The 13367-nt window shown below is 43.9% G+C and carries 12 protein-coding genes; 11 read left to right on the top strand and 1 reads right to left on the bottom strand.

Translation table 11 applies throughout. The features are described from left to right. Positions 1-21: 21 nt before the first annotated feature. The 4 genes from LG330_RS14325 to LG330_RS14310 all read left to right on the top strand — a co-directional run bounded on the left by LG330_RS14325 (position 22) and on the right by LG330_RS14310 (position 5637). Positions 22-2133 (top strand): flagellar assembly protein A, encoded by a 2112-nt coding sequence (locus LG330_RS14325; protein WP_404404936.1) that lies wholly within the window; start codon positions 22-24, stop codon positions 2131-2133. A 24-nt stretch (positions 2134-2157) separates the two neighbouring features. Then, entirely contained in the window at positions 2158-2472 is a 315-nt protein-coding gene (locus LG330_RS14320; RefSeq protein ID WP_404404934.1) for an STAS domain-containing protein, read from the top strand. A 64-nt stretch (positions 2473-2536) separates the two neighbouring features. Next, positions 2537-3643 carry a SpoIIE family protein phosphatase gene (locus LG330_RS14315; protein ID WP_404404932.1) on the top strand — a complete coding sequence of 369 codons (1107 nt, stop codon included), beginning with the start codon at positions 2537-2539 and terminating at the stop codon, positions 3641-3643. A 20-nt stretch (positions 3644-3663) separates the two neighbouring features. Next, positions 3664-5637, top strand: a complete 1974-nt coding sequence (locus LG330_RS14310; protein WP_404404930.1) for an EAL domain-containing protein — start codon at positions 3664-3666, stop codon at positions 5635-5637. A 98-nt stretch (positions 5638-5735) separates the two neighbouring features. Here LG330_RS14310 and LG330_RS14305 read toward each other — a convergent pair whose 3' ends face one another. Then, complete coding sequence (locus tag LG330_RS14305) at positions 5736-6509, bottom strand: transposase (RefSeq protein WP_404404928.1); 774 nt, start codon at positions 6507-6509, stop codon at positions 5736-5738. Positions 6510-6744: 235 nt separating this feature from the next. Between LG330_RS14305 and LG330_RS14300 the strand changes: the two genes are divergently transcribed. The 7 genes from LG330_RS14300 to LG330_RS14270 all read left to right on the top strand — a co-directional run bounded on the left by LG330_RS14300 (position 6745) and on the right by LG330_RS14270 (position 13254). Beyond that, positions 6745-7587 (top strand): DegV family protein, encoded by an 843-nt coding sequence (locus LG330_RS14300; RefSeq protein ID WP_404404926.1) that lies wholly within the window; start codon positions 6745-6747, stop codon positions 7585-7587. A 383-nt stretch (positions 7588-7970) separates the two neighbouring features. Next, positions 7971-9134, top strand: coding sequence for a DEAD/DEAH box helicase (locus LG330_RS14295; protein ID WP_404404924.1), 1164 nt, complete (start codon positions 7971-7973; stop codon positions 9132-9134). A 56-nt stretch (positions 9135-9190) separates the two neighbouring features. Further along, the gene (locus tag LG330_RS14290) at positions 9191-9808 is read left to right on the top strand and encodes a ComF family protein (protein ID WP_404404922.1); all 618 of its coding nucleotides are present in this window, start codon (positions 9191-9193) and stop codon (positions 9806-9808) included. A 101-nt stretch (positions 9809-9909) separates the two neighbouring features. Further along, positions 9910-10323: a TIGR03826 family flagellar region protein gene (locus LG330_RS14285; protein WP_404404920.1), complete on the top strand. Its 414-nt coding sequence runs from the start codon at positions 9910-9912 to the stop codon at positions 10321-10323. 115 nt (positions 10324-10438) lie between these two features. Next, the gene (flgM, locus tag LG330_RS14280; protein ID WP_039811186.1) at positions 10439-10705 is read left to right on the top strand and encodes a flagellar biosynthesis anti-sigma factor FlgM; all 267 of its coding nucleotides are present in this window, start codon (positions 10439-10441) and stop codon (positions 10703-10705) included. A gap of 57 nt (positions 10706-10762) precedes the next feature. Continuing rightward, positions 10763-12964, top strand: a complete 2202-nt coding sequence (locus LG330_RS14275) for a hypothetical protein (protein ID WP_404404918.1) — start codon at positions 10763-10765, stop codon at positions 12962-12964. Then, complete coding sequence (locus tag LG330_RS14270; protein ID WP_404404916.1) at positions 12961-13254, top strand: EscU/YscU/HrcU family type III secretion system export apparatus switch protein; 294 nt, start codon at positions 12961-12963, stop codon at positions 13252-13254. Before LG330_RS14275 ends, LG330_RS14270 begins: the two co-directional genes overlap by 4 nt. Positions 13255-13367 lie beyond the last annotated feature (113 nt).

Below are 13367 nucleotides of genomic sequence, written 5' to 3'. Positions count from 1 at the left end.
ACTAAAGGGCAGGTGAATGATATGCAGAGTATCGTTGCAAAGGGAAAAACGATTAAAGAAGCGGTGCAGACAGGTGTCGAACTGCTCGAGGTGACAAAACGGGATGTACATATCGAGGTACTCCAGAACCCGGCAAAAGGATTTTTGAAAATCGGCTCAAAGGAGGCGGTGGTCAGGCTTACGCTGCTGAGTGAACAAGATGAACCATCTGTAAAAACAAAAAAGCGTACGTCGCCTCCTCCTGATGAAAGTCAGGCAGAAATTACCGACTGGTTGGCCCAGGCGGAATCCTTTTTTGACAAAGTGGACGTCGAACGGGTGGAAGTCAGTCGTGAACCGGTCAAAACGCTCAGGCCTGCTTCAGACAGGGAGCTTTTAGAACGTAATGGTGCTGTATGGGTTGAAAATGGCAGACTCATGATGGAACCGGGCACACATAAGTTGCCGATTGTAACAATCCCAAAAGAAATCACGCTGTACAAAAATCAAAAGCCTGTGGAAGCAAAAACATTTATTCTCTCAGCAAATGACTCATACCGGCTTGCAATCAATGATGAAGTAAAAGAAACTGAATGGTCGATCTCGATTGATAAGAATAAGTTAAAGGCTTATCTCGAAGTAAATCCGGGGTATAAAATTACGCGCACCATTCAGGATACAGAGCCCGCTTCCCACCTGACGTTAACTTTTAAAGAAGAAAAGCAGATGACCCTGACGTTAACGGAGCAGGAAATAAAAGCAGAGATGCAGGAAAAGTCCATTTTACAAAACATTGATCAGATCGAGCTGATGAAAGCGGTCCGCAACCTTGAGCCTGCTACCTACACGATTGCCCGCGGCGTGGCGCCGACTGACGGGAGAGATGGCTGGCTTGAGCTGAAAGTGGATACGCATGTTAAAGAGGGTGTGCATGAAGATGAACATGGAAAAGTCGATTTTCGTGAAACGAAGGTATTTCCGAATATAGAAACCGGCGATATTCTCGGCATTGTTCATCCGCCTGAAGAAGGCACTTCAGGCTATTCCGTTTTCAGTGAATCAATTCCGCCGGGACCTGTGTATCCAGTTATTTTGCGGCTTGGTAAAGGGGTCAAGCTGATTGGTGATCAAGTGGTGGCGAAAGAATTCGGCCGTCCTCATATCGAAGAACGCGGTCAGCTCGTGAAAATCACCATTATGCCGAAGCTGCTTCACAACGGGGATGTCAGTCTCGAGTCAGGAAATATCTCCTTTTTTGGGGACGTGGAAATCACCGGTGAAGTTCATCACGGGATGAAGATTGAAGCGCAGGGGAACGTTGTGATCGCTAAAAATATCAGTGGTTCTGTGTGTAATGCGTCAGGATCAATCAGTGTAAAAGGTAATGTAATTTCCTCAGACCTCTCAGCCGGTCAGAACAATATGGTGACCTCAAAACTCTCTATGCTGGTCGTCGTGCTGAAGCAGGATATTGACAGGATTATTGCAGTCATCACCCAGCTGATCAACTCACCAGGTTTTAAGTCCACTGACTTTGCAAAAGGTGGTATGCAGCCGCTCGTCCGCATTTTAATGGAAAAGAAATTCAGTGACTTCCTGCCGAGAGCGAAAAAATACGTACAGCTTGTAAAAGAAGGGCGTGCCCAGCTTGATGATGAACGCTGGGAAGAAACTGCAGAACAGATCTCTGCGTTATTCTTAACCCTTTCCGCTAGACCGATGTCGCTGAATATCTTCACTCACCTCTCACAAAAGCTTGGTGCACTGCAGGAGGAAATCGGGCTGTTTGATGAATCAAAATCAACGATCAGCGTACAAAATGTGCTGAACAGCAGAATTCATGCAGGTGGAAATCTTTACATTGAAGGGGAAAGCTGCGTGAATTCAAGAATACATGCAGGCGGCTATATGACGATCATCGGAACGCTGCGCGGCGGTGAAGCTTACGCTGAAAAAGGGATGTACGTCGGCGGGACCGGTGCAGAAAGCGGAACGCCAACTAATTTGTCAGTGCCTGCAAATGCTGTCATTAAAATCGGGACAGCGCTTGAAGGCACTGTGCTGAAAATCGGTAACAGAAAACGGGTGCTCACAGAAGACCACTTTGCCGTGACAGCTTCAATCAATGCAAAAGGACAGATTATTTTACGCTGACGCTTTAAAGAGAGGGTGAAGATCATGTTTTCATACGAAATCAAGCAGGAGGAAAGCCGTGCACTGGTCACCTTTGAAGGGGACCTGGATATCGACTGTACAGAAACAGTGGAAGACGAGCTGATTCCTGCATTGCTGCATTATAAAAGCGTCACGATCAATTTTGACCAAGTGGCATTTGTAGATTCATCCGGGATGGGCCTGCTGCTGAACCTCGTACAGGCACTACGCGATGAAGGCATTGACGTCAGAATTAAAGAAGTACGCGAAGAAGTGATGGAAGTATTTGATCTGTTGCAAATCCCCGAGATTCTGGGACAACAGACATTTGTGAGATAGAAGGTAACGAAGTACAGGGTCTGACCCCATACTTCATGAAACAATAGAGAAAGGGGTGATTTGTATGTTGGACCCCAGAAACAAAACGGGATATGTAAAGGATTCTATAGCAGATCATATTATTCAATCGATGGCGCAGCATGTTGCAGTGATTGATCAGGCTGGTAAGATTATAATGGTCAACAGTGCGTGGACTGATTATACGAGAATCAATAGTGGCAATCCTGATGAGACGGGTGAAGGGAGTAATTATTTCAGCGTCTGTGACAGGGAAACGGTCAGGCAGCTGAAGATGGTGCTTGATGGTTCCATTGAAAGGGTTGTGATTGAATATCCGTGCCATGCACCGCGCGATAAGCGATGGTTTGCGATGAATGTAACACCTCTTAAAAATGCCGGACAGCAAAAGATCATCGGCGCTGTGATTACACATATGGATGTAACAGACAGAAAATTACTTGAGCTGCGACAGCAGAAGGACCTGGATATGGCAAAATCCATTCAGCAGCGCGTGGTCATTGATCCTGTTGAGGAAGACCATATTAAAATCCAAGGCTTCTACCTGGCATCTGATCAGCTTTCAGGTGATTTATATGCCTGGTATAAAATCAACAGCCATCAGTACGGCGTTATTCTGCTTGATATTATGGGTCACGGTGTAACGGCCGGCATGATGAGTATGGCAATCCGGTCGATGCTTGAGGGGATCATCACGGATGAAATTGATCCTGAAAAGGTGTATTTGAAGTTGAATGACCAGTTCCATAAGCTGTTTAAATCGGGCAGAGGCTATAAAAACTTTTTCTGTACAGGAATTTATATGCTGCTTGACATTGATCAACGGGTCATTTCATATGTGAATGCAGGGCATCCCGGCGGAGTGGGTGTGTCGGGTAAGGAAAGTTTTATTTTAAAAAGCAATAATCCGCCAATCGGCCTTTCAAAGGAACCGAAAGCTGTAACTAATCGGATTCAGATTAGCGAAAATACGAAGGTGATTTTATATACAGACGGCTTCATCGATTCAATGGGACTCAGAATTTCAGAGGGTGAGCAGTTCATCCTGCAGGAAATGCGTGGAAACGAGCAAATATACGATCATTTTCAAGATATTGTTTCAAATTTAAACATAAAAGACGATATAGCAATTGTAAGTGTCAGTTTTGATTAAAACGTATGGAGGTGATGACCATGGATGAACAACATTTAATAAAACAGCTGCGTCTGCCGGCTGCGATTATTAATGAAAGTGGCGATATTCAGCTGGCCAACCCTGCATGGGAACAATTCGAGCCCATGGTCGATCATGCGGGAAAAGAATATAGTGAACTGAATAAATTTATTCGTGCGCCTCTGGTTAAAAAAGAATGTCAGAAAATCTGGCGTGGCAGACTGGACTCATATGAATATTATTTCCGCACGGTATCACGCGATCATTGTCAGCTCACGATTTCAAAATGTGGTGAAAACCACATGCTCTTTCAAATCCTGCCCGCAGTCGATTCAGGCGTCGTCGCTGAAAATGCAGTGGACGTACTTGAAAGCATGAATGAAGCCTTCTTTTCGCTCGATGAAAAGTGGTGCTTTACATACGTCAACCACGAAGCGGAAAAGGTTTTGTTTAAAAAAAGAGAAGAATTGATCGGCCGGAATTTTTGGCTGGTGTTCCCTGAAGCATGGGGTACTAATTTTGAAGAGCATTATTTCAAAACGATGCACGATCAGATTCCGACGCAGTTTGAAGAATTCTATGCGCCGAGTAAAAGCTGGTTTGAAGTGCACGCCTATCCTAACAGACAGGGCGGTCTATCCGTTTATTTCAGAAATATTAATGAACAAAAAGACCTTGAACAGTCTTTATGGCAGTCTGCAAACTCAGACCACCTGACAGGCCTGCCAAACAGACGTTATGCTTATGAATGTATGAAAGACTACATAGATAAAAACCAGGCGTTTACAATCTACTTCCTGGATCTGAATCAGTTTAAAATCATTAATGATTTATACGGTCACGATGTAGGGGACAGGCTGATCAGGAAAATCGGGATGCGCCTTCAGAAAAATCTTCCGGAAGAGCTGACGATTTCAAGACTAGGCGGGGATGAGTATCTGATTTTAGTCCCTGAAGCACTCAGTGATCTGGAAGTCATGGAGTTTGGGAACCGTGTGATCGGGATGTTCAGTCAGGCATTTATGCTGCAGGACCGTCCTGAAATTCACATTGATCCAAGCATCGGCGTCAGTCAGTTTCCCAAAGACGGCAACCTCGTTGATACGCTGATCGATAAAGCAGATATTGCGATGTATGAAGCGAAAAAGAAGCAGTCTGCTAAAGCGGTGATGTATGACCCTGTCATGCATGAAAGCGTCTCGCGTGATTTGATTATTCAGCAGGAGCTTAAAAAAGTAATAGAGCGGGATGAACTGGAATTTGTCTATCAGCCGCAGGTGGATGCAACGCGGAACTGGATCAAAGGCGTTGAAGTATTAACGCGCTGGACCCACCCGGTACTAGGCCCTGTATCGCCGGCTGAATTTATTCCAATTGCTGAAACGTCAGGCATGATGGAAAAGCTGACCAGATATCAGCTTAAATGGTGTCTGGAAAAGTTCTCAGATTGGCGGCAGCAGTTCAGATTTGAGGGGATCATCGCATTTAATATTTCATCCGGTCTGTTTCGAAATAAAAACTTTATTGCCTTTTTGGAAGAAGTGATTTCTGAATACCAGGTGCCATATAACCAGATTGAACTCGAAATCACAGAAAATATTCAGCTGTTTTCTCATAAAGAAAGTGTCCAGACACTCGAGCGCCTGCGCAAAATGGGCATGCGTGTAGCGATTGATGATTTCGGTACCGGCTATTCAACTTTGTCCTATCTGAACCAGTTTCCGGTCGATAAAATCAAGATTGATAAGCACTTCACCGATCAGATCATGGTCGATGAAAAGGGTGAAGCGATTCTTGTTTCTATTGTAAAGCTTGCGAACAGCCTTGACCTCGACGTGCTGGCAGAAGGCGTGGAAACAGCAGAACAGCGTGACTTTCTGCTGATGAATGGCTGTGATGATATGCAGGGATATCACTTTTTTAAGCCAATGACGCTTGAGGAATGCGAGCGGTTTTATTATGAGAAAGTGTTGAAGCAGAGAGTGCCTGAGTAGGGTGCTCTTTTTTTGTTGGGGTGGGTCTGTAGAAGCGGGTCTGTCCCGGGTCTACGCTTTGGCAGAAGGTAGAGCAGGGTCTGTCCCGCCCCTACGTTTTATGCTTTCCAGATCACTGATTTTGGAATTCCTAATATGCGGGATAGTTGTGAAGCATTTAGGCCATTAATTGATTTCAGGTTTCTTATGATTAGATTCCGTTCTAATTTTGGAAGTTTTTTAATTAGGGGGATTTTAATATTAGCAATATGCTCCTGAATTATATCTAGAGCTTGTGCATCTGAGAGTTTTAATTTTTTTGAGGGGTTTTTCCAGGGGAGTTCATAAATTGATTCTGTATACTCAATAAAATGTTTAATGGATTCTTCGATATTTAAACTGAAGAGTTTGAGTATGTTTTCAATATTGGTTAAAGAGTTAAAGTTCGTAGATTTTCCATAATAGTGTTGGCAACTACTCCATTTATATTCTGAAGGGGAGGAAACAATTAAACTTCTTACGGGGTTTTGATGAGTATAACGAATGACAGTACGTAAATAAGGTACTGTTTCAATAGGTGTGCTGTAAAACCGACCATCATAAATGGTGCCAGTTCCATCATACTTACGATTCAAATAAATTGTATAACTAGCATTTAATCGTTGCATGATCTTAGAAATAGAGATGTGTTCTTCCTTAATAACCAAGTGAATATGGTTGTCCATCAAACACCAGGCATATAACTGAAAACCGGTTTCTACTTTAAGAAACAATAACTTGTTCAACAAAAAGGTTCGATCCGCATCATCATAAAACATTAGCTGTCTGTTAACACCCCTTATAGAGATGTGGTAAATACCTGATTTGCTAACTATTCTAGAAGTCCTGGGCATCAGATTCCTCCATTCTTTTGGTTTATTGTAGACCGAGGACAGACCCTTGTCTACTTTCTTCTTGCCAAAAGGTAGACCCGGGACAGACCCGTCTCTACCCTCCCGGCGAACATCACTCCCAAAAAAGATTCCTAAATAAGATGCACTCACCCAGTGATTAAGATAAAATAGAACATGACAAGTGTCATATATACGTATCCATGTTAATGGAAATGCAGATAGATAGGATGATTCAATGAGAACGGCTGTGGTAACTGATAGTACGGCGTATTTGCCGGAGGAACTGCGTGAGATGTACGATATTCGCATGGTGCCGCTTTATGTCATTATGAATGGAAAGACATACGAGGAAGAGGTCGACCTGACAACGGATGCGTTTTATGATGAGGTCCGTAAAGGCGGCGCGCTTCCGAAGACGTCTCAGCCGGCAGTTGGTACATTCGCTTCACTTTTTGAAGAGCTGAGCGAAAATTATGATGAAGTAGTAACGATCCATTTATCGAGCGGAATCAGCGGTACGTACGCTGGTGCGGTCCAGGCTGGTGAAATGGTTGACGATATAAAAGTGCATGCGTTTGATTCGGAAATCTCCTGTATGGTACAGGGGATGTTTGTGCTGGAAGCGGCAGTAATGGCAAAGGAAGGCGCAACTGCTGAGGAAATTCTCTCCCGTTTAAATGATCTGAAGGAAACGACGCGCGCTTATTTTATGGTGGATAATTTAGGTCACCTGCAGCGGGGCGGACGTCTTTCAAATGCACAGGCGATTATTGGCAGCATGCTGCAGGTTAAGCCTTTATTGCATTTTGTTGATACGAAGATTGAACCTTTTGAAAAAATCCGTACGCGTAAAAAAGCGATGAAGCGGATTGTCGATCTGTTAAAAGAAGATGCTCAGAAATATGATGAGGTTCAGGCTGTTATTATTCATGCGAATCGTGAAGGAGAAGCAATTCAGTGGAAAAATGAGATCAGCGCTGAGCTGCCGAATGTGTCATTTAGAATCAGTCATTTTGGACCTGTGATTGGAACTCATCTTGGTGAGGGTTCGATGGGTCTTGGATGGATGAAAAAATAGATAGTTGTTCTTCCTGAAGCGTTTCGCTGCGCTTCGGGTGGACGCTTTCCGCGGGGACGGCGGTGAGCCTCCTCAGGCTTCGCCTTCCGGGGTCTCACCTGTCCGTCAAATCCCGCAGGAGTCGCCGCCCTTCGCTCCGCTACACTTGATGTTTCAATGATTTCTCAAAGCTTATCAACAACTCTAAGATATCCTCAGAACAAAATAACCCCCAAAAAAGGAGCCTCCTCATGACTACTCCACAACAATTCCTCTCTGGAAGACAGTTTCTCCTCTCTGAAGTTCTTAAACTATTTCCATTATCCGAGTTTGAAAATCAGGTTAATTTAGTACCAGCAATTGAAAAATTCTCCTGCAACCGCTGTGGAAACAGGAAGCGGTATTTGTTTGCATCTCATCACTGCGGCAAATGTGGTAAGCATTGTATGTACTGCCGTAACTGTATTCAGATGGGGAAAGCATCTGAGTGTGAGCGGATTGTGCTTTGGAAAGGTGCGCCGTTTGAACAGTCAATTCCTCCTGAACCAATTTTACAGTGGGAAGGAAAATTATCACGTCCGCAGCAAAGAGCTTCTGATGCACTTCTAACCTCTATAGACAAGAAAAACTCTATCCTAGTTCATGCAGTCTGCGGCGCAGGTAAAACAGAAATTCTATTTCATGCGATTGAAAAAGCGCTGCGAAAAGAACTGCGCGTTTGTATCGCAACCCCGAGACGAGATGTGGTCCAGGAGCTGGCTCCCCGTTTGAAACGAGCATTCCCAACGACTGAGATTGAGTCGCTTTATGGCGGGAGTGAAGACAGGCTGCCACATGCACACCTTACGATTGCGACGACACATCAGCTGATCCGGTTCAGGGAAGCATTTGATGTGATGGTCATTGATGAGGTGGATGCATTTCCGTTTTCAGCAGATGATGCGCTTCAGAAAACTTCTCAATTAGCCCGCAAAAAATCCTCTACGTTAATTTACCTCAGCGCAACGCCTTCAAGAAAAATAAAAACAGATGAGATTGTTAAAATTCCTGCCAGGTTTCACGGACATCCATTACCTGTACCTGAGACGAAGTGGCTTGGAAACTGGAAGAAAACACTACTCAAAGATAAAGTGGACCCCATTTTACTGAGATGGCTGGCGGGCCATCCGAAAGCGTTAGTATTTATGCCTGACATCGAATCAATGCAGGCTTATTCAATGTTGCTTAATGTGCCAAGCGTTCATTCAGCTGATCCTGACCGGGGTGAGAAGGTGATGGCGTTTAGAGAAGGGAAGTCGAAGGTTTTACTCACGACTACTATTTTAGAAAGAGGTGTGACGTTTTCAGGTGTTGAAGTGGCTGTGGTTGGCGCGGGGGATCCGGTTTTTACAGAAGCGGCGCTTGTACAGATTGCCGGGAGAGTCGGTCGGGATCCGCTGAAGCCGGCCGGAAATATCACGTTTTTCCATAACGGTCTGACGGATGCGATGGTGAGAGCGCAGCGGCATATTGTGCTGATGAATAAGGAGGCAGTGAAGCTTGGGTATGTGAAGGGGATTCTTGTATGAGGTGCCTGAGTTGTCATAGTCGCTTATTTGAAGAGATTGGCTGGAGTGATTTGTTTTTGAAAAGAGCGGAGGATCCGTTCTGTGAAGTGTGCAGGGCTATGCTGGTCAAAATAGAAGGTCCCCGGTGTGAGGTTTGTTCGAGAAGTATGAAGGCAGAGGGTGTATGCGGTGACTGTGAGGTTTGGTCAAAGCATCCGGAATTTAAAGGCGTGCTGACTTCAAATCAATCCATTTATCAATACAATCCGGCACTGAAAGAACTGTTGAAAAGATTTAAATACAGTGGTGATTATGTGCTTGCGGGGTGTTTTCAAAAGGAGCTTACTGAATTGGTTAAGCCATTTATGAAGTCTGCGATTATTATACCTTTACCGGTCAGTGCTGAGCGTTTGAAAGAAAGAGGTTTTAACCAGACCGAAGCTTTACTGGATTGTGCGATGATCAAATACGAATGTCTATTAACCAGGGAGAATACTGAAACTTCGCAGGCGAAAAAGGTAAAGTCAGAGCGGCATAAAGGGGAAAATCCTTTTAAAGCGATCAGGAATCTTACTGGTGAAAAGATCATTTTAATAGATGATTTATATACAACCGGTACAACACTAAGACGAGCTGCACATGTTTTGAAAAAAGCAGGTGCCGGTGAAATAAGAACACTCACTGTAGGAAGATAGTGATAAAGTTGTGATTTGTAAATAAAAAGACCTATATATTAGCTTCCATTTATTCCTCGTTCGTTTTATACTAAAGAAAATGACTTGAGGGGGATTTACAGATGGCGGAGATAAAAAACTGTCCAAAGTGCAATGCCATTTTTAATTATAACGGGCTCCGTGATGTGTGTCCGAAGTGTTTTAAAGAAGAAGAGGATTTATTTGAAAAGGTGTACCGTTTTCTGCGACAGCGTGAGAATAGGGCGGCGTCGATTGGAAGAATTACTGAAGTGACAGGAGCATCAGAAAGCCTTTTACACAAGTGGGTCCGTAAGCGCAGGCTACATCCGGCACAGTTTCCGGGACTTGGGTATCCGTGTGATAATTGCGGAACGCTGATCATTCAGGGGAAGATTTGCAAGTCCTGTACAGATAATATTAAAACTGACCTGGCACAGCATGAAGCAAATATGGAGTTTCGTGAAGCAGTAGCGAATAACAACAAAAAAACTTACTTGTCTAACCGTAATAATTAATCATCAGGCGCATGGGACTTTTATTCTAATTTTCCCGTGTGCCTTTAATTTTTGTTCTGCCTGCCGATATAATGGGTAACACAACAATATCGAACAAAGAAAGCAGGTGAAAGCTTTGAAGATTAATCCTTTCAATCATAATCCAGTGAATCCTTATAAACGTCAGGAAGCAAAAGTGGAGCAGGCGGAACTTCAGAAGCAGAAAAAGGCGGATAAGGTAGAGATTTCAGCAGAAGCAAAGGAAATGCAAAGCTTAAATAAATTACAGGAAGGCCGTCAGGAGCGGATCGATCAGCTGAAGGCAGCGGTTGAGAACGGAACATACAAACCGGATGCGAACAAAACAGCTGAAAATCTGTTGAAATTCTATCGACAGTCCTGATAAAAAATTGCTCATTTGATGGGCAATTTTTTGTGTATAAACGGAGGTGTAAAATACGTGCAGATTAAAATGGATCCATCAGTCAGCAGTCAGTCACAAGGTCAAAAAGAGGTTTCGCTGAAGCAGGGAGACTTATTTTCAGCTACTATAAAAAGTAAAAACGGTAATGAGGCAACGCTTCAGGTTAGAGGTCAGGAAGTCAAAGTGAAAACAGATGGCAAGCTCCCGGATTCAGGACGCGTTCAACTGGAAGTGACCGGAACGAAGGATGGTCTGCCGGTTGTCAGACAGGCTCAGCAGCAGACATCTGCCCAAACGCCAGACTTTGTGAAAATGAATGATGGGAAGCCTCTGTCAGGTGAACTGAAGACTGCTTTACAACAGTTGTCAGCTAAAGGTGTACAAGTGGACCCGGCATTAATAAAGGAGTTAAATCAATTCCTTACTAAAACAGATGGAAGCCTTAATCAAAAGCTTGAAACTATTCAGGCAGCTGTCTCTAAAAACCTTGACCTGACTGCAAATAAACTGACTGCCATTCACTCAGCACTGCACGGTCCTCCAATCAGTAAAGTAGTGACGGAGCTGCTTAAATCTGCGGGAGTGGACATAATACCCGGTCAAAAACATTCTGCAAGCCAGATTCATCAGGCTGCAAGACAGCAATTGATTCAGGCTTTAGAGATGCTTGCAAAAGATGCACCTGAAGCAAGAGGGATGTTAAAGCAGCTTGAAGCGACAGGAGACGTTAAGTCGGTCGCTGCAGAAGCACAAAAGGTATTCAATTCTTTACTGGAAAAAAATCCTGATGCTGCCAAACTCCTTCAGAATGCACTAAAGCTGGATTCTCTCGTCCAACCGATCGTTCAGTCGCAACCGATTAATCAATCAAAAGCACTGCTCGTACAGGACGTGAAAACTGCTATTCAGAAAATGCCAGATGTAATGAAGGTAACTGAACAATTTTCGGCTTTAGCAAACAATCCCAAAATTAATGCTGATGTTAGACAATCACTTCAGCAGGCAGCTGTAAAAGCAGAACATCTCGTCCAAAATGGACAGGAGCTTCAGGCGAGACAAATCATGATGCAGGGGATCGAACAGGCAACGGCAGCCTACCCATTAAAAGCTGCATCTGAACAATATATGCTCTCAGATGAACTGACTTCCCAGATTCCTATGCACTCAAGAGACGTGATCGTTACGCGAATCAGTGAAAAAATGTCCCAGGCTGCAATTGATTTTAAAAACATCCAAAAAGACATGACGAGAAACTTGAGTCAGATCGAATTTGCAGCAAACCGCCAGCAGTTACAGCAATCCAAACCACTGCTTGAAGCAACAATCAGGATGCTGGATAAAGCCATTTTAAAAGGCGACTTTATGTTGTACACAGATATGAAGACAGAGAAGGATCTTTTAAAGGCAAGCGGCCAGCTGGCAGAAGCATCAAAGCTTCTGGCAAAAGGTGAGGTTGCGCAGGCTGCAAGAATCACCTCAGACGTAAAAGCGATGATGGAAAGGATCGAGTTCAAACCATCAGATGTAAAAGTGCAGCACTTTGTATCAAAGGAAGTGATGCAGCTTGAGCAGCCTTCTATTCAAAAAATGACTGCTCATAATCTTCAGCAGTCGATGCAAAATTTAAGAAATGAACCGTCCGCACGTCATGTATTTGAACACGTGCGGGCAATGGGTATGACTTTTGAAAATGATCAGGCGCACTCGCTGTTAAATAAAAATCAGGAGCAGGCAGCTTCACTTAAAGCGATGCTGATGAAAATGGCGGGCGAAGGAAAGTCTGACCAGACACTGTCCCAGCTGACCGGTCAGCAGCTGCTCAGCAAAACAGATTCGAACGGTTTGCAAAGTATGGTGATGACACTTCCTTTTATTCTTCAGGAAAAAGTGGAAAACTTTAAAGTGTATATGCAGTCTAAAAACGGCAGTCAGAAGGTTGACTGGGAGAACTGCAACCTGTATTTCCTGTTTGATACGAAGAAGCTTGGAGAAGTTGGAGTTTCACTGAATGTTTCTGAGAGAAATCTAACGATTAAAATGAAAAATGATCAGCCGGATTTTGAAAAGAAGATGGAGCCAATTACAAGCCTTGCAAAAGAACGTCTTGAAAAAATCGGCTACAGCGTTCAGCAGCTCCAGTTTGATAAGATGACGATTGATGAAAGTGAAGAAATGACTGTACAATCTAAGCAAGCAGTACCGATCATGACTGAGAAAGGGTATGATTTTTCGATATGAGACCACATTATTTTAATCCCGGTGCTAAAAGAAAAATCAATGGTCCGACTGCTGCTGTGATCCGGTACGATGAAAAAGACGATTCACCCCATGTTGTTGCGCAAGGCAGCGGTGCACTCGCAGAGAAAATACTTGAAGTTGCAAAAGAACATAATATTCATCTTGAAGAAGACAATAGCCTGCTTGCAGACCTGCTGGATATTGACCTGGGTGATACAATTCCACCACAGCTGTATGCAGTGATTGCAGAGATTTTATTGCTGATCGAAGAAATGGAAAAGACATATTGAAGGGAAGAGCGAAGGAAATGGGGTCACCCCCCGGCCTTCGCTCTTTGCATTTTGAAGGATTTGGGGTCAGACCCTCCCCTTCGCTCAGGCACTTTTTTTAGTTTTTCTATTAA

The organism is Jeotgalibacillus malaysiensis (assembly GCF_044789845.1).
GTDB lineage: Bacteria > Bacillota > Bacilli > Bacillales > Jeotgalibacillaceae > Jeotgalibacillus > Jeotgalibacillus malaysiensis_A.
Note: the sequence above shows the minus strand (reverse complement) of the source record. Positions and strands in the feature narration are given on the sequence as shown.